This is a genomic window from Arthrobacter sp. K4-10C, assembly GCF_059090085.1.
This window is the reverse complement of the sequence record NZ_JBNHFI010000006.1, coordinates 14,638-38,069: the sequence shown is the minus strand read 5'-3', so window position 1 is coordinate 38,069 and position 23,432 is coordinate 14,638. Positions and strand designations below refer to the sequence as shown.

Below are 23,432 nucleotides of genomic sequence, written 5' to 3'. Positions count from 1 at the left end.
ACTGTGTGCTCCCGTCGTTCAGTAGCCAAGCATCGGGCGCAGCCTTGACCCCGGGCGGGTCATCCTTTTAGTTTAGAAGGTGATCTAAATCGGCCTTGGCATGCTTCGAAAGGGGACCTTTGTGCCTCCCCATTATTTGCGGAGAAGCAATATCAGATGGAGAAGTCATGAAGCAGCCCAAGCCTTGGTGGTCCGCGGCGGCTGGGACGGCCACCAGCCCTATGAGGCAACGGAGCTTTTCATCCCCTATCTCAAGGACAACGGCTACGACGTCCGCGTTGAGGAATCACCAAAGGTTTACGCGGACCCCGGGTACATGGCGGGGGTGGACCTGGTCCTGCAGTGCATGACCATGAGCACCATCGAAAAGGACGAGTTCACCGGGCTGCGCGCAGCCGTTGAGAACGGGACCGGGCTCGCCGGCTGGCACGGCGGCATCGCCGATTCATACCGGAACACGTCCGACTACCTGCACCTGATCGGCGGCCAGTTCGCCTGCCACCCGGGCAAGCACCCTGACGAGTGCATCGGTGAACAGTCCGACAACTACGTGCCCTACACAGTCAACATGCTGCCCGCAGCCGCAGAGCACCCCATCACCCAGGGCATCACGGACTTCGACCTGGTCACCGAACAGTACTGGGTCCTCTCGGACGACTACATTGACGTCCTCGCCACCACCACCCAGAAAGTCCGGGAATGGGATCCGTGGAACCGTGAAGTCACGTCCCCGGCCATCTGGACCCGCCAATGGGGGAAGGGCCGGATCTTCGTCGCCACCCCGGGCCACCGGGTCGAAATCCTCCAGGACACCAACGTCCGCACCATCATCGAAAGGGGCCTGCTGTGGGCAAGCCGTTGAAAGTAGGAATCGTCGGCTGCGGAGCCATCATCGCGCAGTACCTCGCCAGTTTCCGCAGGCTCGAGGACATCGAACTGGTGGCGGTCGCGGACCTCGATCCGGCACGTTCCCAGGCCGTTGCGGAGCAGTACGAAGGCGTCCGTGCCGTGTCCGTTGATGAGCTCCTGGCGGCGGACGACGTCGAACTGGTCCTGAACCTGACCATCCCGGCTGCGCACGCCGAGGTGGCGCTCAAGGCCATCGCCGCAGGCAAAAGCGTCTACGGCGAGAAACCGCTCGCAGCAACAACTGCGGAGGCGCGGGAGGTGCTCGACGCAGCGCGCCAGGCAGGCGTCGTCGTCGGCTGTGCCCCTGACACCGTCCTTGGCACCGGCATCCAAACCGCCCGCAGAGCAATCGATGACGGGCTGATCGGCGCCCCGATTTCCGCCTCCGCCACCATGGTCACGCCCGGCCATGAGCGCTGGCACCCGAATCCGGACTTCTACTACCAGCCCGGAGGCGGCCCGCTCCTCGACATGGGCCCCTACTACGTGACGGCACTGGTAACCCTGCTGGGTCCCGTCGTCTCGGTGGTGGGAGCCGCGAGCCACACCCGCAGCGAGAGGACCATTGGTTCCGGGCCCCGCCAAGGCGAAAAGGTCCCCGTCGACGTCGACTCGCACGTGACCGGTGTCCTGGTCCACGCTTCCGGCGCACTTTCAACCCTCTTCATGAGCTTCGACGCCGTGAAGTCCAAGTCCCCCAACATCGAGATCCATGGTGAACGCGGATCGCTGATTGTGCCTGACCCCAACCACTTCGACGGCGACGTCCAGCTGTTTTCCCTCGGCGCCGGGGACTGGCAGACCCTTCCCGTGTCCGCCGGATACGTTGACTCCGGACGGGGCTTCGGCATCGCCGACCTGGCTTCCACCCCGCCGGACAGCGAACCCCGGGCGGGCGGCACACTGGCCTACCACGTCCTTGAGGTCATGGAATCCGTCCTCGAATCAGCCCACAGCGGCTCCTGGGTCCGCATCAACAGCACCGTCGGGCGCCCGGAAAGCGTCGAACTGACCATCGTGGCCGAGGGTGCGGAGGCGCGCCAGCCCCACGAAGCCGCATCCTAGGGCAGCAGACCTTGGTGGACGCCTTGAGGACCTCCGCCCGGCACCGGCAGGCTGAGCGCCCCTAGGACCCTGTGTGCCGGCCGGTGAGCTTGTCCAGCAGCCGGTCCACCATGCCGACGCCCGGGCCCACAGTCTTATGGAACAGCTCGGAATGTGGTGCGCTGGGGTGCGGCCTGGTGGGCGCCAGCTTCTTCGCTTTCTCCACTTTGTCGCCCATCTCGACGAGTTTCTCCCGGGGGATGTGCTGGCGCAGCTTCGGGAACTGCTCGGACTCCTCGTCCCCTGCGTGGTGCGTCAGCTGTCCCTCGAGCTGACCTACCAGATCCATAAAGACTGGCTCGGAAGGCTCGGCTTTCTCCAGCTGCTTCATCAGCTTGACGATCTCGTCGTGCTCCTTCTTGTCGTGTTCGACTTCCTCTTTACCGTTGGGGATATGGTCCACCATGGCGGGGTAGACATACATTTCCTCTGCCACGGCATGGCGCATTACTTCCGCGATCAGGGTGTCGGCCAGGTCCCGGCGCCGGTTTGCATCGGACGTGCCGTGGATCTGCCCGATCAATGCAACCATCTCCTGGTGATCAGCAGTCAGGATGTCCACGACGTCCACGTCCGTTCCGGCGGAATTGGTATCACTCACGGGCTTGCCCTCCTCCTGGATCGCTTCCTTGCAAGCGACGTAGGGGGTCAAAGTACCATGGCAAAACAGCGTGATCCATAGGTGCAACCTGCCCCTCAGGGACTCCGTATCTCTGGACATCTCCCCCGCCAGGTAGCACGATCTGAGGTGTGACCACCACTCCCCCCAAAGACCCCTACCTTCGGGAACTCACCGAACTTCGACGCGTCAAGGACCGGATGGACAGGGAGTACGCGCAGCCGCTGGACGTCGAATCGCTCGCCAAGGACGTGCACATGTCCGCCGGGCACTTCAGCCGCAGGTTCAAGCTGGCCTACGGGGAATCGCCCTACAGCTACCTCATGACGCGGCGGATCGAACGCGCCATGGCGCTGCTCCGAAAAGGTGACCTCAGCGTCACGGAGGTGTGTTTCGCCGTCGGCTGTTCCTCCCTGGGCACCTTCAGCACCCGCTTCAGCGAGCTGGTGGGGATGGCTCCCAGCGTCTACAAACAGGAGGCGGAACGCTCGACGGCGGGAATCCCGGCGTGCGTGGCAAAACAGGTCACCAGACCGGTCAGGAATCGAGAAGCGCCGCTTCCGGAGCCGCAACTAGCATGACTGCCATGAACATCACCATCTCCTCCAGCTTCCTTCCGCACACCGATCCGGACGCCTCCATGGCGTTCTACCGCGACGCCCTGGGCTTCGAAGTCCGCAACGACGTTGGCCGCGGCACCATGCGCTGGATCACGGTCGGCCCCGCGGGCCAGCCGGACGTCTCCATCGTCCTCTACCCGCCGGCCGCAGACCCTGGCATCACCGACGACGAGCGCCGCACCATCGCCGAAATGATGGCCAAGGGCACCTACGCCACCGTGGTCCTGTCCTCACCGGACGTGGATAAGGCCTTCGCCAAGGTGGAGGCGAGCGGAGCCGACGTCGTCCAGGAACCCATCGACCAGCCCTACGGAATCCGGGACTGCGCCTTCCGCGATCCCGCCGGCAACACCGTCCGGATCAACCAGCAGCCCTAAGCTTGAAACCAGCGACCCCGGGGGAGGCTGCGAGCGCGGCCTCCCTCCGTATCCCCGCCCAACAGATGGAGACCCGATGAGCACGGACACGAGCACAGACGCACAGCCGGCAGGCCTGCACGTTGCTGACAGCCACGACACCATCCGTGTCCAGGGGGCGCGGGAGAACAACCTCAAGGACGTCAGCCTGGAACTGCCGAAGCGCCGGCTGACGGTGTTCACCGGCGTCTCGGGCTCAGGGAAGAGCTCCCTGGTATTCGCCACCATCGCCGCCGAGTCGCAGCGGATGATCAACGAAACGTACAGCGCGTTCGTGCAGGGGTTCATGCCCAGCCTGGCCCGTCCCGAGGTGGACCGGCTGGAGGGACTGACGACGGCGATCATCGTGGACCAGGAGCGGATGGGCGCCAACCCGCGGTCCACCGTGGGCACCGCCACGGACGCCAACGCCATGTTGCGGATCCTGTTCAGCCGGCTGGGCAAACCATACGTCGGCCCGCCCACCGCATTCTCCTTCAACGTCCCCACCCGCAAGGCCAGCGGCGTGATGAGCACGGAGAAGGGCGGCCGGGTCGAGAAAAGCATCGTCCAGCAGGTGACCTACCTGGGCGGCATGTGCCCGCGCTGCGAGGGCATGGGCAACATCAGCGACATCGACCGGACCGCCCTGTACGACGACTCCAAGTCCCTGGGCGAGGGCGCCCTGACCGTGCCGGGCTACTCGATGGACGGCTGGTACGGCCGGCTGTTCGAGGGGATGGGCCTGCCGATGGACAAACCCATCGCGTCCTTCACCAAGAAGCAACTGGACACGATGCTTTACGCGGAGCCCACCAAGATAAAGGTGGAGGGCGTCAACCTCACGTTCGAGGGCATCATTCCCAAAATCCAGAAATCCATGCTGTCCAAGGACGTGGAGGCCATGCAGCCGCACGTCCGCCGCTTCGTGGAACGGGCCGTCACGTTCGACACCTGCCCCGACTGCGAGGGCACCCGGCTGACGCCGGAGGCGCTGTCCTCGAAGATCAAGGGCAAGAACATCGCTGACCTCTGCAGCATGCAGATCAGCGACCTTGCCGAATGGATCCGCGAACTGGACGAGCCCTCGGTCCGGCCGCTGCTGGCCGGGCTCCGGGACCTGCTGGACTCCTTCGCCGGGATCGGCCTGGGCTACCTCTCGCTGGAGCGGCCTGCGGGCACCCTTTCCGGCGGCGAGGCGCAGCGCACCAAGATGATCCGCCATCTGGGTTCCTCCCTGACCGATGTCACCTACGTCTTCGACGAGCCCACCATCGGCCTGCACCCCCACGATATCGAGCGGATGAACAACCTCCTGGTGCAACTGCGCGACAAAGGCAACACGGTCCTGGTGGTGGAGCACAAACCGGAGACCATTGCCATCGCCGATCACGTCGTCGACCTCGGTCCCCTGGCCGGCTCCGGCGGCGGCGAGGTTGTCTACGAGGGCGACGTCGAAGGGCTGCGTTCCAGCGACACCGTCACCGGGCGGCACATCGGCTACCGTGCCCGCATCAAGGAGACGGTCCGCTCCGCGACCGGGGCGCTGGAAGTGCGCGGCGCCTCAACCCACAACCTGCGCAACGTGGACGTCGACGTGCCGCTGGGCGTACTCTGCGTGGTGACCGGCGTGGCCGGCTCCGGCAAGAGCTCCCTCATCCATGGCTCGCTGGCCGAACGCGAGGGGGTCATCACCATCGACCAGGGGGCCATCAAGGGCTCCCGCCGCAGCAACCCCGCCACCTACACCGGGCTCCTCGAACCCGTCCGCAAGGCCTTCGCCAAGGCCAACGGCGTCAAACCCGCCCTTTTCAGCTCCAACTCGGAAGGCGCCTGCCCCACCTGCAACGGTGCCGGCGTGATCTTCACCGAGCTGGGCGTCATGGCCACGGTGGAGTCCACCTGCGAGGACTGCGAGGGCCGCCGGTTCCAGGCCGCGGTGCTGGAGTACACGCTGGGCGGCAGCAACATCGCGGAAGTGCTGGCGATGTCCGTAGAAGAGGCGCGGGCCTATTTCGGCGAAGGCGAGGCCAAGACTCCGGCCGCGCACAAGATCCTGGACCGGCTGGCGGACGTCGGCCTGGGCTACATCACCCTCGGCCAGCCCCTTACCACCCTGTCCGGCGGCGAGCGCCAGCGTCTGAAGCTGGCCACCCAGATGGCCGAGAAGGGGGACGTCTACATCCTGGACGAGCCCACCACGGGCCTGCACCTGGCCGACGTGGAAAACCTGCTGGGCCTGCTGGACCGGCTGGTGGAGTCGGGCAAGTCGGTGATTGTCATCGAGCACCACCAGGCGGTGATGGCGCACGCGGACTGGATTATCGACATCGGTCCGGGGGCAGGGCACGACGGCGGCACAATCGTTTTCGAGGGCACGCCGGCTGACCTGGTGGCGGGGCGCACAACGCTCACCGGGCAGCACCTGGCCACCTACGTGGGGGCGTAGCCCCGTCAGGACGGCCGGGGATCGAACGCGGCAACAGCATACGGTGGAGGCATGGCCGAAAACTACCGGTACGACGTCGAGATCCTGCACCTGCTCGTGTCCCCCGCCCATGCGTACTTTGGCCGGGCCCGCGACGGCGCCGCCGAGGTGCCTGCCTTCGACGCCGAACGGGCTCAGGTGGTGGCGGGCAAAGGCATAGTTGGAGACCGCTTCTATGGCAAGGCCGCACACATGGATGCCGCGGTGACTTTGTTCGCCGTGGAATCGCTGGAGGCAATCGCCGCTGAGCTGGGCGCCGGGCCCTTCGATCCGCTGCTGACACGGCGGAACGTGGTGCTCCGCGGGGCACAGCTGCCTCCCCTGCTGGGTATGGATTTCACCCTGGAGTCGGGCGGATCCGCCGTGACGCTGCACGCCGGCCGGCATGCCCAACCGTGCGCGTGGATGAACGAGGTGCTCGCCCCCGGCGCCCATGCCGCCATGCGCGGGCGCGGAGGCATCCGCTGCCGGGCCCTGTCGGACGGGTTCCTGCACCGCGGCCGGGCGGTTCTGGTCAGCCCGGTACAGCTGGACCCCGATCAGGCCGCGGTGCCGAGCCTGCTCCGGCCGTCCCGGCTGCCGTAGCGCATGTCCAGGGGCTTGCTGCCAGGGGGCCCAACCCCTAATAGAAAATGGGGTAGGTGGCTCCCTCGACCTGTAATTCGCCGCGGAATACGATGGGCCCACCTCGCCGAATACCGGCTGGAGATGAGGCGGCCAATATCGGCTGCAGAAAGGGACTCGTCCCGAAAGCCCGGAAAACGGCAAAGCCCGATCCGCGCATTTGATGCAACCCTGGCAGAGCCAGTGCAGCAGCCCGCTCCTTTGCCTTACCAGGAACCCAATCATGAAAACTTCCAAACTGTTCTGCCTCCCCCTGGCCGCTGCTTTTGCACTGCTAGGGGGTTCCACTGCGCCCGCTTCCGCCCAGCCTGACGATGCTGCGCCTGCAGAACCCTGGCAGCCCCAGGACACCCACGGGGAGTACGTCCCCCTGCCGGAAAGCTACTACAGCGCCATCGAACTTCCACTCTGTGGTTCCACCGTTCGACTGAGCCCCGGTGATGTCCGGGATGTCGAGTACAAGGGCAGGACCACCCGCAGCGGCGGCCTGTATGTGAAGTACCGTGGCGATGCCACCGTCGACGTTCAGCGCCTTTCAGACGGTGCCTTCATAGATGAGCTGGACATTTCGGGGCCCGGTTCCGAGCGGTGGTCAGCAGACAAAAGCATCGTCGACACCATCTTCGAAGGGCCCTCGATAGTCGCCGTAACAACGGATGTGGAAATAGCGTCCATGGCTGCGGCCGGATTGCCTGCCTTCTTCTACTTTGAGAACGGAAAGTTTGCAGACCACCTGCATTTCTCTGATAACCCGGACGCTCCCATTGAATATGCAAAAGTCACGCATAATTCGGTGGAGGATGCCCGGGACGTTTGCAGGATGCTGGATGAAGCCAAAAGATAACCGGCACGACTCGCGCGGAGACAAGGGCCAGCACTGACACACCCGCTTAGTCGGTTGCCGTAGCGGCCGCATTCATAGCTGTTCCCCGAATTTCCCGGGACAGGCGCGTAGCCATTGAATATCCTTGTCACGTGGAGTCCAGTCAAGGGAGGCCGCATGACGGCCGATGTCGGTAAGCCGGGAGCATACCGGAAACGTCGTGGACGGCGGACAGCGGGCAGCGGCCTGGTGGTGCGGCTGATTCTGCCGGTCCTGGTTGTGGGGCTGGCCGGCTGCGTGTCCGCTGACATTACCGACCTCACACCCGACCGGCGCAAGCTGTTGCCGGGAAGCACCATCGGCACCCCGTCACTGCCTGCGGGTACCTCAGACTGGAAGGTCTACGACAGCGAAGTACTGGCTATCAATGATTCAGCCGCAGTGGCTGCCATGCCGGTGATATCCGCTAAAGGTGGAATGCGGGGAACTGCGTACTTCGATCTGGTGACGGTCATCGAGTACCGGCCGGACGGATCGGAAGTGCGACCGGTGGTGCACGATGGCCTGGGCAGCGGCAGCGTCCAGAGCTGGCATTCATGGAGCAGTGCTGGCAGCGGCGAGCCGGCGAACCTTGTGCGGGAGCCCGAGGGGTACCAGGACGATGCAAGCCTGTCTGTCGCGAACGCCGACGATGCCGCCGCCGTGGTGGGCTGGAGCAACGACGAGCACCTGTTCAAGGTGACGCCGGGCAACCAGTACCGGATCCGCGGATTCATGCGGGGACAAGACGTCGTACTTACGGGGGAGGGAACGCAGATCCGCTTCCACCTCGACGTCTACGCGAGGAAATAGGATTTCGGGTCACCACATGGCCTTGTTCAGGGGCGTTACCGTGAGATTTACGAGCCTTGCAGTTCCGCCTTCCGAAAAGACGGACAGGTCGTCTGCTCCTGCCGCAGGAAACACCTGGTCGGTCAGAGTTGCGAGGCCGTTTTGGGCGAAAACTTCGACTGACGCCCTGTCCACATAAAGCCGGAGGCGCAGTTTGCCGTTGATGAGCTGCACGGGGACATCGTCCACCGAAGCAAAAGCCGGATGGAAACCCTCATTTCCGGAGTTGGTCCTGTCGATGAAGAGACGTCCGCTTGCCGTCCTGTAGCCGATACGTGTTGCTTCAGTTCCGTTGCCCAGTACCTTCAGGCCGAAGGAGGACGCGGTTCCGGGGGAGAATTCGGCATCAATTTGAACTACTTCCCCAGAGATCGGCAGATCGCTTGTGCCCGGCTGGATGTCCTGGGCCTGGGTTGTGGCGTAGGCCGCGGCCGTGTTCTTCAGTGTGTCGGCCTGGGCCACCACTTTCTGTATCAGCCGTGGCCCCTGCGGGGTTTGGGTGAGGAGCACTTCCCGGGGGAGGGCCATGGTGCCGCGCCAGGTGGTGGTGGGCGTGGCCTGTCCGTAATCCCAGTTGTTCATCCAGCCCAGCATGATGCGTTTGCCGTCCGGGGCGTTATTAAAGGAGACAGTGGCGTAGTAGTCCCGCCCCCAGTCGAGCCAGTCGTGCTGTTCCTGCCGCGTAATGTCGGATGCGACGAACTCGTCAGCCAGGATGTGCCCCCAGCCGCCGCGGTTGTTGTCCACGATCCTGACGGTGGCCTGGCTGCCCTTGAACTCGCTTACATCCCAGGTCTTCCAGTCCAGGTGTTCGGAATTGGAGCCAGTCTCCGTGCGGACCGTCTGTCCGTTGACCACGAGGTTCACGGTTGTTTCATTGCTCCTGGGTTTAGCCGGCTCTGAGCCCAGCACCATGTTGTCCAAGGTGAGGTGGCCCCACGGCCCCGTGGCGTTGTCTACGATTCGGATCCGGGCAATCTGGCCGAAGTACTGGGACACATCCCAGTTTTTCCAGTTCAGGTCGCCCGAATTCGTCCCGGTGGTGCTGCGCACTGGCACGCCACCTACCAGCAGTTCAACTTGGAGCTGCCCGCCGGCCCGGCCGCCGCCGCCTAATAGGAAGGCGATGTTGGTATTGGTGAGATAAAACTCCGGCGAGATGATGGTTCCGACGTTTTCGTCCGCCTTTGAACCACCTTCGAAGGTGTTGATCCGCTTGCCCATGGCGAACTCGCCGCCTGCAGTCGACGGGTTGCGCGCTGCCTCGAAGTCACCGCTTAGCTGCCATCCGGCGTCGGTAAGCGTTCCGGGATAGTCGAACCCGTCGAACAACAGGTATCCCGGAGGGGCTTGATTGCCCGATTGTTCACCCGGCAATTGTCGGTGGTTTCCACCCCCGGCCAGGAAGTTGATGTAGTCCTTGCCCACCGTGAACGGCGCGGATTCCATCGTGCCTACGGGGGCGTCCCCGCCACGAAACCCGTTCACCAGGCCGGCCCCGATGAACCCGGTGACTTCCTGCTGTCCCGCCAGGGTGCCGGTTGCAGGGGAACTGCCCCAGGGCCCGGATGGGTTGGACGGATCGTTCTGCACGTTCCAGCCGCTGTAGCTGCCGCCGTTGAAGCCGGCGACCAGAGTGCCGGGTGGTGGCACGTCGGCAGGGTCGGTGGTTTCCGAAGTGAATGTTGTGCCGTTGAAGGAACCGACAAAGTACTGTCCGCCGCTTCCCCCAGCCACCGCTCCCGGGTTGATGTTAACCACGAGCACCCATTTGATGTTGGTAGGGTCCCCGTCCACGGCGAGGGGAAACAGGTCCGGGCATTCCCATTGCCCGCCCGTTGCATTGGCCGGCTTGAAGTCATCAAGATAATCCCAGTTCTTCAGGTCATTGCTCTTGTAGAAGAGAACCCGGTGCTCGTTGGCTTCCACGGCGGACATCACCCAATAGGAGCCGGCGGGCCCTTGGTACCAGAACACTTTGGGGTCACGAAAATCACTGGTGTTCCTGTTCAGTACAGGGTTCCCTGTGTATTTGGCCCACGTCTGACCGTCGTCCGTGCTGTAAGCGAGGGACTGGGCCTGCTTACCGGGAAACGTCGGGTGGGCGCCAGTGAAGTTGCTTGTGTAAACGGCAACCAGGGGCGGATTCTGAAGAGTCCCGAAGCCGCTGGTGTTTTGCGTGTCTACAACTACGGAACCGGAGAAGATGTCCTCTACGGGTTGGTTGGACCCGTTGAATGCCTGGGGGATTGCGAGAGGCTTTTCCTGCCAGTGGAGCAGGTCCGTTGACGTGGCATGCCCCCAACTCATATTCCCCCAGGTCGTTCCGTTGGGGTTGTACTGGTAGTACATGTGGTAGACGCCCTTGTGGTAGACGAGCCCGTTGGGGTCGTTCATCCAGTTCTTTTGTGGCGTGTAGTGCAGATACGGCCGGTATTGCTGGGTGGCCGGGTCCGGGTCGGTGGCGTGGGCCGGCACGTTCACGGTCGTGAGCGCCGAAGCAGCCAGCACCGCCGCCATCGCCGTGGCCCACCGCATCCTTGTACGACTGATCATCATTGATTCATGTCCTTCGACTGCATCTGTTGAAGCCGCGGCCGCTCCCTCCGGGCCTGTCGCTTTCCTGCGCGTGGCCCGGAAGGAGCGCGCAACCATGGATTAGGGCGTGGCCCGGAACGAGTAGGAGCTGGTGTAGTGGACAAACTCAGCCGACGTGCCGCTGTCCAGGATCTTGGTTCCGGTTGTGGATCCGTCCAGCACCACGGTGTTCACGGGCACAGAGGCTACCGTGTTGTTGGCTGCGATGTAGTTGTTCGCGCCCGAGGCCACCAGGACGATGGTGGGCTTTTGGCCCTGCGGCTTCACCGAGGCTGACGGTACGTCATAGGAGAAGTGGTTTCCCGTGACCGTGTTTGCGCTGCCCGCAAGGTGAACGAGCCCAAAAAGGTCGTCCAGCCCGTTGTTGTAAGGCTTGAGGGGGTCGAACGGTTCCATTTGCCGGAGGAAGTGGTTCGCACCAAGCAGGTTTTCGGTGCAGTTGCCTTCGAAATTCACCATGCCCGGGTAGAAGGCATGGAACCGGTTGGAGGTGAGGGATGAACGTGTGCAGTTTTTGAGATGCACGCTGCTCCTGCCCCGCGGGAACACGTTGTTGCCACTCACGAGCAGGCCCATGTGCCCTTCGGCGAAGATCGAGAAGCCAGCGTAGCCGGCGCCGATGAGGTTGTCCGTGACCTTCGAGGCCTGCCCGGAGCCCGGGAGTTCAATGCAGCTTCCGCACTCGGCCAGGAAATTTCCGCTCACGCTCAGGGCGTCCGTGTCCCGCACAACGAGTCCGTGTTCCAGGTACACCATCCCCATGCCTTCGATGCGGCACGCATCGTTGGCGGAATCAAAGCGGATGCCCGTTTTTCCGTTCACATAGGAGTTCTGGTTGGAGCCGAACGAGACGCCGTCGAGGCAGAAGTTCTGGAACACGATCGAGCTCAGCCGCGGGTCGCCGGTGCGGAAGACGCGGAACGCATCGGTGTTTCCGTCCGTGTTTTCCACCCGGATCCTGCTGCCGCCGGGGTTGATCTCATGCCAGCTGGACGTGTTGCCCGCGTTGTAGCGGATGCTGCTGGAAGTGAATCCATGCCCTGAGCCGCGGATGGTCAAGAAGCTGATGTCCACATTGACGCGGGTCTTTAGCGAGTAATCGCCCGGTGGGATGTAGACGACGGCGCCTGGTTTGGAGGCCTGGCTGGTCTGCTGGGACTTCACATCGGCGATGATGCTGTTGATGATGAGCCCGATGTCGTTGTAGGGGGTTGCTGCGGGATTTCCAGGGACGGACCAGGTGGTGACGTCATAAACAGTTGTCAAAGCTGATACTCCTCACTTCGTTGGGGGAATGCATAGCTGCTGGCGTTTTGGGTGGATGAAGCAGTGCTAGAGGAGCCCGATGATGTGCCGGTGGCCCGGCAGCTCCGGAAGCTGCTGGCCTGTTTCGGCCTCTTGGCGGGTTGCGATTGGATTGCTGCGGGTGGCCGCAGCCTGGCTGGCCGCACACAGGGTGCCGGCGAACGCAGCCAAGAACGCTGACCCGACGCGCAGCACTGCTCTGCGGGCGGGCTGCTGAGGGTGGACTTGCACGTGAAACTCCTTCGTTTGAGCTCTGTGGGAAGGCCTGACCCGGCGGAACACTTTGATGTTGGACGCTTGCGCAAAAGGTGCCCGGTCTGCCAAAGTTGCCAAAACGGTTTTTCGCCGGTTCGGGATCACGTTAGGGGCTTCTCCCCCAGGTCGTCAATAGGTGGAATGTCGCTGTTGTGACGCTTGACACTTTCCGACGGGCGGTCGTATGGTGAGTGCCAAGTCGTTTTAGCAAAACGATTTTTCACCCCAGATTCAGTCTCGCCATTTCCGTTCGAGAGAAAGTAGTCGACAGCGATGTCCACTCGAAAGACCATCAACAGGTTCGCCACCATTGGCGGCCTCTGCACCGCCGTCGCACTGGCGGCCACCGGGTGCGGCGCGGGGGGCCCGTCCACCACGGGTAGCGCCGGCACCAGCACCGTCAACGTCCTGGTAGAGGCCGGCGGTCATGCCGAGCTCAAGGGCGTTGCCGAGCAGTGCAAGAAGGACGCCGGGATCGACGTGAACTTTGTCGAGTTGCCCTACGACGGCATGTTCAACCGGCTCTCCAGCGAGTTTTCTTCCGGCAACGTTTCCTTCGACGTCGCAGCCTTGGACTCGGTCTGGCTGCCGAGCTTCAAGGACGCTGTCCAGCCCATCGACGAAATTTTCACCGACGAGGCCAAGAAGGACATCTTCCCCGCCCTCGTCAAGGAAGCGAACGTGGACGGGCACTTCATCGGCCTGCCCGCCTGGACAAACGCCGAAATTATCCTCTACCGCAAGGACCTGTTCGAAGACGCCAAGAACAAGGCTGACTTCCAGGCCAAGTACGGCTACGAACTTGCCGCACCCACTACCTGGCAGCAGTACCAGGACATCTCCGAGTTCTTCACCCGGGACGGCATGTACGGCACGGACGTCAAGGGCGGCGTAGAAACGGAATGGCTTGCCCACGTCCTGCAGGCCGGCTCGCCAATGATCCTGGACGAAAACAACAACGTGGTCATCGACAACGCCGCGCACAAGGAGGCCCTGGACTTTTATGTCAGCCTGACCAAGTCCGCTCCCTCCGGTGCCGCGCAGGTGGACTGGGCTGCGGCCCAAAACCTGTTCAACCAGGGCAAGACGGCGATGACCCGGTTCTGGGCCCACGCCTACCGGCAGATCCCCAAGGATTCGCCCGTGGCCGGCAAGGTTGGAGCCGCTCCCATGATCGCCGGCAGCGCCGGAGTGGCCGGTGTTCCCGGCCCGTGGTACCTCACCGTTCCCAAGGCCACCAAGAACACCGACAACGCGAAAAAGTTCGTCAAATGCGCCTATGACCACAACAGCATGGGCATCGAATCCAGCCTCGGCCTCGCCTCCCGCATCTCCGCGTTCGAGAAGTACCAGGACAAGGAAGGCTACGAAAGCTTCGGGCCGCTTATTGAAACGCTCAACGGGAAAGCCACAGCCACCCGCCCCGCGACCGAAAAGTGGCAGCAGATCGTGGACACAGTATTGGTTCCCATGCTGCAGAAGGCCGTGGCCGGCGGAGATTCCGCCACACTCCTCGCCGACGCCAAAAAGCAGATCGAGGACCTCCTAAAGTAAGACCACTGTGGCCGGCACCTGAGTAACCGGTGCCGGCCACGGTTCCCCAACCAGCGGAAGAGAAAACCGTGCGTATTTCCGATCGCCGCTTCGCATTGTTCCTGATGACACCAGCGGCGCTGTTCCTTGCAGTGTTTGTCGCCTTTCCGCTGTTCCGCCTCGTGGCGGACAGCTTCTTCAAGATCTCGCCGATCGCCGGCGGCCCCCGCGACTTCGTGGGCCTGGATAACTACTTCCGGGCCTTCGCCTCCGACGCCTTCATGGGTGCCGGCTGGCGGACCCTGGCTTACACCCTGATCGTGGTCACCCTCGAGTTCGCCCTCGGGCTGGGCATGGCGCTGCTGTTCACCACCCTTGGGCGCAGCTCCCAAATTTGGCGGACCGTGTTCATGTACCCGCTGATGATCGCCCCGATCGTGGCAGGCCTCCTCTGGAAGTTCCTGATGATCGATAACTTCGGGCTCATCGGGACCCTCCTGCACCAGGCCGGCATCCTGTCCAACCCCAACCAGATCGGCTGGCTCTCGGACCCGGACATTGTGCTGTACTCCGTTGCCATTCCTGACATCTGGTTGACCACGTCCTTCATGTGCCTGGTGCTCTTTGCCGGGCTGCAGAACATTCCAGGGGACCTGATCGAAGCAGCGCGCCTTGACGGTGCACGCGCACCAGCGATGCTGTTCCGCATTATCCTGCCCCTGCTGCGGCCGGTCATCGCCGTCGCCCTGGTGGTCCGCGGAATCGACGCGGCCCGGGCGTTTGACACCATCCTTATCCAAACCAACGGCGGACCGCAGTCCGCCTCGGAAACCATGAGCCTGCTGATCTACCGGACCATGATCCGCTTCGGTGATCCAGGGCTGGCAAGTGCCATGGGCACCCTCTACCTGCTGGCCATGCTCGCCGTCGCGTTCGTCGCGGTGTCCACCATCTGGCGGCCAGGAAAGGACAACTGATGCGTGTCGCCGAACGAACAAAGAACGACGGCGGGAAGGCAGCTGCCACGACTGTCCCGCCTGCCGTGCCAACCACCATGGGCAGCAGCGGCCGCAAACGCCGTGGCGTCAACCGGGAGGGCCTGGAAGCGGGCCGCCGGAGCACCAGGACCTTGCTCTGGATCCTCCTGGCAGCTGCCATGGTTCTCTACGGCTTCCCGTTCCTGTACCTGCTCTTCACATCCTTCAAGACTCCGATCGACACCATCGCCGTACCGCCCAGCATCCTGCCCAAGGAATGGACGCTGGAGAACTACACCAACGCACTGGGCCGCAGCGGAGTCCTCGCCTCCTTCATCAACAGCATCCAGACGGCCATCATCAGCACCCTGCTTTCGCTGCTCCTGGCAGTACCGGCTGCCTACGGCATCACCAGGTACAAAACCCTCAGCGGCCGCATCTTCATCATGGCCGCCCTGGTCACCCGCATGGTGCCGCCGGTGGCGATCGGTATTCCGCTGGCTTCAATGATGGCTTCCATGGGCCTGTCAGATACTCCCATCGCTCTTTCCATTGCCCACACCACCATCTCGCTGCCGCTGTCGATCTGGCTGATGTCCAGCTTCTTCGAAGCGGTGCCGAAAGACCTGGAGGAAGCTGCGACGGTGGATGGTTGCAGCAGACTCGGAGCCCTGTGGCGGGTGGTGATCCCGGTGGTCTCCGGCGGCATCGCCGTGACCGCGATCTTCGCCTTCCTGGCCTCCTGGAACGAGTTCCTCTTCGCGCTGCTGATGACAGCGATCCGTTCCCAGACAACGCCCGTGGTGATCGCGAACTTCCAGACCCAGTTCGGCCTGGACTGGGGATCCATGACGGCGCTGGCCGCGGTTTACTCCATCCCGGTCATCCTCCTCACCCTTCTCTTGCAGCGCAAGATCGTCGCAGGCATGACGCTCGGCGCCGTGAAGGGGTAGACCACCAACAACGAGTAGCCTACTGATGACGCCCAGGGGCATCACAAACCATAAGGACGTGGGAGACAGATGAGCAACAAGAACATCGGCATCAAGGACGTGGCCGTCGCCGCCGGCGTCTCCGTGACAACTGTCTCCCACGTCCTCAACGAGGTTTCCTACGCCCGGATCAGCCCCGAAACCAGGGACAAGGTCAGGATCATTGCGGAGCAACTGGGCTATGGCCCCAACCGCCTTGCCCAGGCCCTTCGCACCCAGAGGACCGGCATGCTGGGACTGGTCAGCGAGGACATCGCCACCACGCCCCACGCCGGCCGGATCATCCTCGGCGCTGAGGAGGCCGCCAAAGCCCGAGGGTACAACCTCATGATCATCAACACCTCCGGCTCAGCCAGCCTCGAATCCAGGCGGTCCGACGTCGAGGCCCTCCTGGAACGCCGGGTGGACGGCATCCTCTACGCCACCATGTACCACCGCAACGTGGAGCTGCCGGCCAACCTCGGCAGCGTGCCCTCCGTCCTGGTCGACTCCGTTTCCATCGGCGGAAACATCACCGCCGTGATCCCGGACGAAGAAGGTGGTGCACGGGCCGCGGTGGGCGCGCTCCTCGCAGCTGGCCACACCCGGGTGGGCTTTATCAACAACACCGATGACGTCCCCGCAACCCGTCATCGGCTCCAGGCCTTCCGGGCCACGCTGACCGAAGCAGGGCTCGACGGCGGCGCGGCACCTGTCGAGTCCGAGGTCTCCGAGGTGCAAGGTGGGTATGAAGCGGCCCGCAGGATCCTGGCCCGCGAGGACCGCGCCGATATGCCTACGGCATTGTTCTGCTACAACGACCGGATGGCGATGGGAGCCTACCGCGCAGCCGCCGAGTTGGGACTGGCCATCCCCGCTGATCTTTCAATCGTCGGTTTCGATGACCAGGAACTGATCGCCGCCAACCTTCACCCGGGCCTCACCACCGTTGCCCTGCCTCACTACGAGATGGGTGCCTGGGCCACCGAGCACCTGATTGACGCCGTCGAGGGGAAGACCGACCTTACCCTCATGGCACCTCACCCGACCATTCTGAGCTGCCCCCTGGTGCGCCGCGATTCCATCGCGGCTCCCCGGCGGTAGGCAGCCAGCCCCTTCCACTTCCCAAGAGGAACGCCAGACATGTCCAGTTGCCTTGATGCCGTACGCCCTGAAACAGTCCCGGCCGGAACCTCCAGGTTCCGGCCTGCCATCCACTTCACGGCAAGGGATACCTGGCTGAACGACCCCAATGGCCTCGTATTCCACGACGGCCTGTACCACCTCTTCTACCAAAACAACCCGTACGGCAACGTCTGGGGCAACATGTCCTGGGGCCACGCCACCTCCCGTGATTTGCTGCACTGGACGGAACACCCCGTTGCCATTGCCTGCGACGAGACAGAGGACATCTTCTCGGGGAGTGTCGTCGTCGACCACGGCAACACGTCCGGTTTCGGCACGGGGGACGCGCCTGCCCTCGTAGCCATTTACACCAGTGCCTACAAGGTCGGGTCCCAACACAGCGGCACGCAGGCCCAGTCCCTGGCTTACAGCACAGACGCAGGAATGACGTGGCGAAAATACGACGGGAACCCTGTCCTCACCAGAAACTCCGCGCACTTCCGCGATCCCAAGGTCTTCCGCTATCAAGGGGACCACGGTGCCTGCTGGGTCATGGTCGCCGTCGAAGCGCAGCACCAAAAGGTGGTCTTCTACCGTTCGGAAGACCTCAAATCGTGGGACTTCCTGAGCGACTTCGGCCCGGCCAACGCCGACGCCGGCGAATGGGAGTGCCCCGATCTCTTTCCCCTGGCTGTGGACGGGGACCCGGACAACATCAAATGGGTGCTGATCGTCAACGTTAACCCCGGCGCAGTGGCAGGAGGTTCCGGCGGCCAGTACTTCATCGGGCAGTTCGACGGCGCGCGTTTCCTCCCGGACGCCGGTTCGCTCGTGGCGCCAGCAGGCCTGTCCTCCCTCCCCGACCCCAAGGCGGGTCCTGCAGCCTTGCAGCAATGCCTGTGGCTGGACTGGGGACGGGACTGCTACGCCTCCGTATCCTTTAGCAACGCCCCTGATGACCGGCGCATCATCATCGGCTGGATGAACAACTGGGACTACGCCAATGACCTGCCCACCGCCCCCTGGCGGTCCTCGATGACCCTCGCCCGCGAAGTGCGCCTCACAGCAGTCAACGGCTCGGCCCGTCTGGTCCAGCAACCGGTCCTGGCCGGCCTCTCCGCAGGAAAGGAGCCGCCTGCTGCCATGGACCAAATGAATGCAGACAGCTTTGAGCTGCGAAATTCGGCCCTCCGATTGCCGCATGCGGTACCCGGCCGCGCCCAGATCATCGAGGCGGAGATACTGCCCGGAAGCGCCGAACGTCTCGATTTCCGGCTCTTCGGAAGCAGCGACGGGAGCGAGGGCACCGTTCTCAGCTACAACGCAACCAGCGGCCAACTCATGCTTGACCGCAGGCAATCAGGAAACACCCGCTTTCACGGAAAATTCGCCTCGGTGGAATCAGCACCGGTTGACCTTGAAAACGGTGTGCTCAAACTACTCATCGTCATGGACCACTGCTCGGTCGAAGTATTCGGCCAGGGCGGCAAGGTGGTCCTGACTGATCTCATCTTCCCCGAAACCGAAAACCCGGAGAACTGGCTGTCGGCTGAGGGAGGCTCGGCAACACTCCTGAAGCTCGCGGTCTCAACACTCGCCTAACCCTAGGAAAGGTCCATAATGCCAACAGTCCAGCACACCCGTGATGACTCCGCACCGAACACTGATGTCCTCGTCGTCGGTGAAGCCCTCGTGGACATAGTTGTCTCTCCCCAAGGCACTGTGGAACACCCGGGGGGATCACCTGCAAACGTTGCCTACGGACTCGGACGGCTGGGTGCGGACACCGCATTGTTGACCTCGATCGGTGACGACCACCATGCCGCCGCTATCGAGAAGCACCTTCGCAACGCCGGTGTTAATCTCTGGCCCGGTTCCAAGGGCCGTGGCGGAACCGCTACGGCGACTGCGGTTCTGGCTTCCGATGGGTCGGCACAATATGACTTCGACATCCGGTGGGACCTCCCGCGGACCGCTCCGGCCACCCTTCCCAAAGTCCTGCACACCGGCTCGATAGCTACCTTCCTGGCGCCGGGAGCCGCAGTAGTAAGAGAGCTTCTCAAGCGATCACATAAACGCTGTGTGGTCACCTACGATCCCAACATCCGCCCTGCACTGCTTGGCAGCCAATCTGAGGCAACAACAATCTTCGAGGAACTCGTCCCGTTCACGGAGGTAGTTAAACTCAGCGACGAGGACGCACTGTGGCTCTATCCGCGGCTATCCCTGGAAGACATCCCAAAACGTATCCTTGAACTTGGGGCCGGACTCGTCGCCGTCACCATGGGAGCGAAGGGATCCATGCTCACAACGGGAGGGGCGCGGGTAGTCGTTCCCTCGCTTAAGTCTGCCGTGGTCGACACTATCGGGGCCGGCGACGCGTATATGTCTGCCCTGATCTATGGAATCCTCATGCGCGGAGCAGATGGCCTGGCACCGCCGGCGCTGGAGTCGCTGGGCCGCCTGGCATCCAGGGCAGCGGCCATCACAGTGCGCCGCGCAGGCGCCCACCCTCCAACGTCGGAGGAACTACGGAAGGAACTCCCGGAGCATCAACCGGCGGCCCAATGAACCCGGTGCAGGCGCCCGGGAATGTGCCCCCGGTCTCCAAAATCCATCTGACGTACAACCCAAGGAAAGAACCTATGTCCAGCAACAACTACTACGACGTGACTACGTGGCCCGTCGGCAATCCGTCCAAGGACGTCGGTGAAGTAATCAACAGCATCATCGCCGACATCAAGGACCGGCAGACCGCCGCCGATGTGAACAATGGAGGAAAGCCAGGAGCGGTGATCTACATTCCGCCGGGGGACTACCACCTTCGTACGCAGGTGGTGATCGACGTCAGCTTCCTCCGGATCCAGGGCTCGGGACACGGCTTCACGTCGTCGAGCATCCGGTTCAACCTTCCCGAAGACGAATGGCCCGACTTGCATGAATTGTGGCCCGGCGGGAGCCGCATTCTCGTCGACCTTCCCCCCGCCGGGGACGGGGAGGAATCCAAGGGAGCCGCCTTCTACATTGAGCGAAGCGGGAGCCCGCGGATCAGCTCGGTCGAGTTCTCCAACTTCTGCATCGACGGGTTGCACTTCAACCCGGATGGCTCGGGGATGCATCCGGAGAACACCTACGTCAACGGCAAGACCGGTATCTACGTCGCGAACGCCAATGACTCATTCCGCATAAACGGCATGGGGTTCGTCTACCTTGAGCACGCTCTAACTATCTACAACGCGGACGCGCTGTCCATCCACGACAACTTCATCGCCGAATGCGGAAGCTGCATCGAGCTGCGCGGGTGGGGGCAGGCATCAAAGATCACCGACAACCTGGTCGGAGCAGGCTTCAAGGGTCACTCGATCTACGCCCAGAACCATGGCGGGCTCCTGGTAACTGCGAACAACGTCTTCCCCCGTGGGGCGAGCAGCGTCCATCTCGACGGCGTCACGCGTTCCAGCGTCACCAACAACCGCTTGCATTCGTTTTACCCCGGGATGCTGATTCTCGCAGCGAACAGTTCGGAAAACCTGGTGGCCACGAATCATTTCCTGCGGGACCAGGAGCCCTGGACGCCCTTCCTGGGAGTCGACAACGGACTGGACGACCTCAACGGACTTCTCTGTGTCAGCGGCAGCAACAACTCCGTCGTCGGCAACCACTTCTCCGAGGTCATCGACTCACGAAGCATCCGTCCGGCGGGTGCGACGCCTGTCATCATCCGGCTGAAGGCGGGGGTGGGCAACTTCGTCTCCAACAACCACGTGGTGGCCATGGACGTTCACTCCAAGTCGAGTGACTCCTGCTTCTCGGCCCAGGTGGACGCCCTGTTGACCACTGAGGCTTCGGACGGCCTCGCCGTTACGGCCGTGATGGTCGATTCCGAATCAGCCCGGAATACGATCCTTGATTCCGGAAGCGATGCCCAAGTTATCGCAGATAGGGCCGTTAACGCCTTTAGGGCCACGCCCACGGTCGGTTTCCAGGCGGCGGCGCCGGCCTAGGAGTTGGACAGCACTTTGGCGGGCCCTACTGAGCCTCGTTGTATTAGCCGCGCTTCAAGGGCGGGCGGCATGTCGGCTACTTTCCGTCCTTCGATCTGCCGGATCAAAGCAGCGGCAGCGGCGACGCCCATGTCATAGACGGGCTGGGCAATGACTGTCAGGGGCGGCGTGGTGAGGCGTGTCCATGCGAAGTCGTCGTACATGAGGAATGAGACGTCGTCGGGGATCGAGAGTCCAAGTTCCTGTATGGCCCCCAGCACGCTGAGGGCGATCAGTCCATCTGACGGCACGACGACCGTCGCCGGGTCCGGAAGGACGAGGAGTTCACGCGTGATGTTTCGGATGGAGTCTTCATCGCCGGCATTGAGCCGGACCAAATCGTGGGGAAACGCAAGTCCTTTTTCCTCAAATGCCCGCGACATGCCGTCCAGGCGCTCGGAAATCTGTGAAGAATCCACCTGAGTGGCCGGGCTGAACGGCGAGTCAGACTTCAACGTGGAAATGAAGGCAATCCTGCGGTGGCCAGAGTCCAGCAGGTACCTCGTCGACTCGTAGGAGATACCCGCCATGTTGACAGCGACGGTTTCTGCCGCGACCCCGTTGGCTGCGCGGTCAAGCAGGACCAATGGCCGCCCCGTCTCGCAAATGCGCTGTAAATGTTCTGTGTCGGTAGATGACGCAGGGGCGACTATAAGGCCATCCACCCGCTTGTCCAGCAGAACCTGGACAGCATCGACTTCCGCGGCTTGTTCCTCGTCGGTGTTCACAAGGATGACGTTGTAGCCGCCCTTCTTTGCGGTGTCGGTGATCCCCCTGGTGGCCAGGCCAAAGTGTGGGTTTTCGATATCACCGACCACCACACCTATCGTGTGCGATTTTCCAGTGTTCATGCTGCGGGCGAGTTCATTCGGGCGGTAGGAAAGTTCCTCGGCGGCGGCCAGGACACGCTCCCGGACGTCGTCGCTCACAGCCCCGTAATTGCCGAGCGCGCGTGCGGCCTGCGCCTTGGAGACATTGGCCGCCCTAGCCACATCCGCGACCGTGACGTCACGGCGCCTGGAATTGTTGCTGCTCATTTCTGCCTTTCCATGAGGCCTTGACGGCCGATGTGGCTTGAGTTACATTTTTACCAACCCAAATGTGAGTCCGGTCTCAACCCTAGCTCTTGAGACCGGACTCAGCAAGCAATACCAGTAAAGGCCCAAGGGCCACCCCGCTTCCCACGATTGGAAAAACCTTGAGCACACGATTCAACTTCCGCCCGGCGGCCATGGTCGCGGCCGCCGTCGCGGCTCTCCTGGCACTGTCCGGCTGCGGGGGGTCAACTCCCGCCCAGTCCTCAGCCGATAATCCCTACGGGCTGATCCAGCCCGGCACTGTCCGGGTTGCCAGCCTGGGTGATTCGAAGCCATACACATTCACCGATGCGCAGGGCAACTTCACCGGTTTCGACGTCGAGCTTTTCAAGGACGTAGCGAAGCGGGCCGGAGTGGACAATGTCGTCTTCACCGGCCAGGACTTCTCCGCAATCCTTCCCGCGGTGGCCAACGGCCAGTTCGACGTCGGCGTGGCCGCCATCGGAATCACCGAAAAGCGCAAGGAAACCGTGGACTTCTCCAACGGCTACCTCGCCGGCTACCTGACGGTCCTGACCAGCAAAGACTCCGGCATCAAGGACGCCAATGGCCTGTCCGGCAAGCGGCTGGGCGTGGTCCAGGGAACACTGCAGGAAGCCTACGCGGTAAAGAACTTCAGCACCGCGAACCTGGTCCGCTTCCCGGACAACAACTCCGCAATCGCAGCCGTGAACAGCGGCTCAGCCGACGCCCACTTCCTGGACTACGAAGCGGCCAAGGACTACACGGAGCAGCACGGCCTGGTCAGCGTTGCAGACATCCCCTCCTTCGATGCACCGGCCGGTTTCGCCCTCGCCAAGGACAAGACCGCCTTCAAGGAGGCCCTGAACAAGGCCCTGGCAGAGGCCATGGAAGACGGCACCTGGAAAACGCTCTACCAGAAGTGGTTCCCGGGCTCCCCGATGCCCGAACAGTACCTGCCCAAAGCCGAGCAGACGGCAACACCGGCACCCTCCGCAAACAAGTAAGCGCCTAAGCGAACAGCCGGGAACCAGCCGGCTGCAACCAACCGGGCGGACCGTCGTTCGCGGTCCGCCCGGGATTCATAAGCCAAC

Annotated in this window: 21 protein-coding genes; 16 read left to right on the top strand and 5 right to left on the bottom strand. The window is 62.9% G+C overall.

Annotated features, from left to right (window positions below; all coding sequences use genetic code 11):
* Positions 1-184: 184 nt before the first annotated feature.
* Both AC5RUU_RS09490 and AC5RUU_RS09485 read left to right on the top strand, forming a co-directional pair.
* The gene (locus AC5RUU_RS09490) at positions 185-862 is read left to right on the top strand and encodes a ThuA domain-containing protein (protein ID WP_493974956.1); all 678 of its coding nucleotides are present in this window, start codon (positions 185-187) and stop codon (positions 860-862) included.
* Positions 847-1,974 (top strand): Gfo/Idh/MocA family protein, encoded by a 1,128-nt coding sequence (locus tag AC5RUU_RS09485; RefSeq protein WP_493974955.1) that lies wholly within the window; start codon positions 847-849, stop codon positions 1,972-1,974. Before AC5RUU_RS09490 ends, AC5RUU_RS09485 begins: the two co-directional genes overlap by 16 nt.
* 61 nt (positions 1,975-2,035) lie before the next feature.
* On the opposite strand, the gene AC5RUU_RS09480 is transcribed toward AC5RUU_RS09485, so the two are convergent.
* Positions 2,036-2,614, bottom strand: a complete 579-nt coding sequence (locus AC5RUU_RS09480; RefSeq protein WP_493974954.1) for a hemerythrin domain-containing protein — start codon at positions 2,612-2,614, stop codon at positions 2,036-2,038.
* A 149-nt stretch (positions 2,615-2,763) separates the two neighbouring features.
* Between AC5RUU_RS09480 and AC5RUU_RS09475 the strand changes: the two genes are divergently transcribed.
* The 6 genes from AC5RUU_RS09475 to AC5RUU_RS09450 all read left to right on the top strand — a co-directional run bounded on the left by AC5RUU_RS09475 (position 2,764) and on the right by AC5RUU_RS09450 (position 8,434).
* A complete protein-coding gene (locus AC5RUU_RS09475; RefSeq protein WP_493974953.1) occupies positions 2,764-3,213 on the top strand; it encodes a helix-turn-helix transcriptional regulator in 450 nt (149 codons plus the stop codon).
* Positions 3,210-3,629 (top strand): VOC family protein, encoded by a 420-nt coding sequence (locus AC5RUU_RS09470; protein ID WP_493974952.1) that lies wholly within the window; start codon positions 3,210-3,212, stop codon positions 3,627-3,629. The genes AC5RUU_RS09475 and AC5RUU_RS09470 overlap by 4 nt, the downstream gene beginning before the upstream one ends.
* A gap of 76 nt (positions 3,630-3,705) precedes the next feature.
* Positions 3,706-6,096, top strand: a complete 2,391-nt coding sequence (locus AC5RUU_RS09465; protein ID WP_493974951.1) for an ATP-binding cassette domain-containing protein — start codon at positions 3,706-3,708, stop codon at positions 6,094-6,096.
* A 51-nt stretch (positions 6,097-6,147) separates the two neighbouring features.
* On the top strand, positions 6,148-6,720 hold the full coding sequence (locus AC5RUU_RS09460; RefSeq protein ID WP_493974950.1) for an MOSC domain-containing protein: 573 nt from the start codon (positions 6,148-6,150) through the stop codon (positions 6,718-6,720).
* Positions 6,721-6,982: 262 nt separating this feature from the next.
* Entirely contained in the window at positions 6,983-7,603 is a 621-nt protein-coding gene (locus tag AC5RUU_RS09455) for a hypothetical protein (RefSeq protein ID WP_493974949.1), read from the top strand.
* Between the two features lie 156 nt (positions 7,604-7,759).
* Positions 7,760-8,434, top strand: coding sequence for a hypothetical protein (locus AC5RUU_RS09450; RefSeq protein ID WP_493974948.1), 675 nt, complete (start codon positions 7,760-7,762; stop codon positions 8,432-8,434).
* Positions 8,435-8,443: 9 nt separating this feature from the next.
* Here AC5RUU_RS09450 and AC5RUU_RS09445 read toward each other — a convergent pair whose 3' ends face one another.
* From AC5RUU_RS09445 to AC5RUU_RS09435, 3 genes are all read right to left on the bottom strand, one after another.
* Positions 8,444-11,032 carry a GH32 C-terminal domain-containing protein gene (locus tag AC5RUU_RS09445; protein ID WP_493974947.1) on the bottom strand — a complete coding sequence of 863 codons (2,589 nt, stop codon included), beginning with the start codon at positions 11,030-11,032 and terminating at the stop codon, positions 8,444-8,446.
* A gap of 99 nt (positions 11,033-11,131) precedes the next feature.
* Complete coding sequence (locus AC5RUU_RS09440; protein ID WP_493974946.1) at positions 11,132-12,337, bottom strand: NosD domain-containing protein; 1,206 nt, start codon at positions 12,335-12,337, stop codon at positions 11,132-11,134.
* Positions 12,338-12,403: 66 nt separating this feature from the next.
* On the bottom strand, positions 12,404-12,607 hold the full coding sequence (locus AC5RUU_RS09435) for a hypothetical protein (RefSeq protein WP_493974945.1): 204 nt from the start codon (positions 12,605-12,607) through the stop codon (positions 12,404-12,406).
* Positions 12,608-12,904: 297 nt separating this feature from the next.
* On the opposite strand from AC5RUU_RS09435, the gene AC5RUU_RS09430 reads away from it, so the two are divergent.
* The 7 genes from AC5RUU_RS09430 (at position 12,905) to AC5RUU_RS09400 (ending at position 21,241) form a co-directional block, all read left to right on the top strand.
* Positions 12,905-14,185 (top strand): ABC transporter substrate-binding protein, encoded by a 1,281-nt coding sequence (locus AC5RUU_RS09430; RefSeq protein WP_493974944.1) that lies wholly within the window; start codon positions 12,905-12,907, stop codon positions 14,183-14,185.
* Positions 14,186-14,253: 68 nt separating this feature from the next.
* Positions 14,254-15,141 (top strand): carbohydrate ABC transporter permease, encoded by an 888-nt coding sequence (locus AC5RUU_RS09425; protein ID WP_493974943.1) that lies wholly within the window; start codon positions 14,254-14,256, stop codon positions 15,139-15,141.
* Positions 15,141-16,094: a carbohydrate ABC transporter permease gene (locus AC5RUU_RS09420; RefSeq protein WP_493974942.1), complete on the top strand. Its 954-nt coding sequence runs from the start codon at positions 15,141-15,143 to the stop codon at positions 16,092-16,094. Before AC5RUU_RS09425 ends, AC5RUU_RS09420 begins: the two co-directional genes overlap by 1 nt.
* Positions 16,095-16,163: 69 nt before the next feature.
* Entirely contained in the window at positions 16,164-17,216 is a 1,053-nt protein-coding gene (locus tag AC5RUU_RS09415) for a LacI family DNA-binding transcriptional regulator (RefSeq protein ID WP_493974941.1), read from the top strand.
* Between the two features lie 39 nt (positions 17,217-17,255).
* Positions 17,256-18,839, top strand: a complete 1,584-nt coding sequence (locus AC5RUU_RS09410) for a glycoside hydrolase family 32 protein (protein WP_493974940.1) — start codon at positions 17,256-17,258, stop codon at positions 18,837-18,839.
* Between the two features lie 18 nt (positions 18,840-18,857).
* Positions 18,858-19,808 carry a carbohydrate kinase family protein gene (locus AC5RUU_RS09405; RefSeq protein ID WP_493974939.1) on the top strand — a complete coding sequence of 317 codons (951 nt, stop codon included), beginning with the start codon at positions 18,858-18,860 and terminating at the stop codon, positions 19,806-19,808.
* A gap of 74 nt (positions 19,809-19,882) precedes the next feature.
* Positions 19,883-21,241 (top strand): right-handed parallel beta-helix repeat-containing protein, encoded by a 1,359-nt coding sequence (locus AC5RUU_RS09400; RefSeq protein WP_493974938.1) that lies wholly within the window; start codon positions 19,883-19,885, stop codon positions 21,239-21,241.
* Here the strand turns inward: AC5RUU_RS09400 and AC5RUU_RS09395 are convergent.
* A complete protein-coding gene (locus AC5RUU_RS09395; RefSeq protein WP_493974937.1) occupies positions 21,238-22,317 on the bottom strand; it encodes a LacI family DNA-binding transcriptional regulator in 1,080 nt (359 codons plus the stop codon). The genes AC5RUU_RS09400 and AC5RUU_RS09395 overlap by 4 nt on opposite strands.
* A 194-nt stretch (positions 22,318-22,511) precedes the next feature.
* On the opposite strand from AC5RUU_RS09395, the gene AC5RUU_RS09390 reads away from it, so the two are divergent.
* On the top strand, positions 22,512-23,345 hold the full coding sequence (locus AC5RUU_RS09390; RefSeq protein WP_493975207.1) for an ABC transporter substrate-binding protein: 834 nt from the start codon (positions 22,512-22,514) through the stop codon (positions 23,343-23,345).
* The last annotated feature ends 87 nt before the right edge of the window (positions 23,346-23,432 follow it).

What these genes read in the sequence shown, in the direction of transcription:
- AC5RUU_RS09400 (WP_493974938.1), top strand. Translation starts at nt 19,883, where the DNA reads ATGTCCAGCAACAACTACTACGACGTGACTACGTGGCCCGTCGGCAAT.
- AC5RUU_RS09470 (WP_493974952.1), top strand. Translation starts at nt 3,210, where the DNA reads ATGACTGCCATGAACATCACCATCTCCTCCAGCTTCCTTCCGCACACC.
- AC5RUU_RS09465 (WP_493974951.1), top strand. Translation starts at nt 3,706, where the DNA reads ATGAGCACGGACACGAGCACAGACGCACAGCCGGCAGGCCTGCACGTT.
- AC5RUU_RS09390 (WP_493975207.1), top strand. Translation starts at nt 22,512, where the DNA reads ATGGTCGCGGCCGCCGTCGCGGCTCTCCTGGCACTGTCCGGCTGCGGG.
- AC5RUU_RS09430 (WP_493974944.1), top strand. Translation starts at nt 12,905, where the DNA reads ATGTCCACTCGAAAGACCATCAACAGGTTCGCCACCATTGGCGGCCTC.
- AC5RUU_RS09410 (WP_493974940.1), top strand. Translation starts at nt 17,256, where the DNA reads ATGTCCAGTTGCCTTGATGCCGTACGCCCTGAAACAGTCCCGGCCGGA.
- AC5RUU_RS09405 (WP_493974939.1), top strand. Translation starts at nt 18,858, where the DNA reads ATGCCAACAGTCCAGCACACCCGTGATGACTCCGCACCGAACACTGAT.
- AC5RUU_RS09420 (WP_493974942.1), top strand. Translation starts at nt 15,141, where the DNA reads ATGCGTGTCGCCGAACGAACAAAGAACGACGGCGGGAAGGCAGCTGCC.
- AC5RUU_RS09395 (WP_493974937.1), bottom strand. Translation starts at nt 22,317, where the DNA reads ATGAGCAGCAACAATTCCAGGCGCCGTGACGTCACGGTCGCGGATGTG.
- AC5RUU_RS09455 (WP_493974949.1), top strand. Translation starts at nt 6,983, where the DNA reads ATGAAAACTTCCAAACTGTTCTGCCTCCCCCTGGCCGCTGCTTTTGCA.
- AC5RUU_RS09415 (WP_493974941.1), top strand. Translation starts at nt 16,164, where the DNA reads ATGAGCAACAAGAACATCGGCATCAAGGACGTGGCCGTCGCCGCCGGC.
- AC5RUU_RS09450 (WP_493974948.1), top strand. Translation starts at nt 7,760, where the DNA reads ATGACGGCCGATGTCGGTAAGCCGGGAGCATACCGGAAACGTCGTGGA.
- AC5RUU_RS09460 (WP_493974950.1), top strand. Translation starts at nt 6,148, where the DNA reads ATGGCCGAAAACTACCGGTACGACGTCGAGATCCTGCACCTGCTCGTG.
- AC5RUU_RS09445 (WP_493974947.1), bottom strand. Translation starts at nt 11,032, where the DNA reads ATGATGATCAGTCGTACAAGGATGCGGTGGGCCACGGCGATGGCGGCG.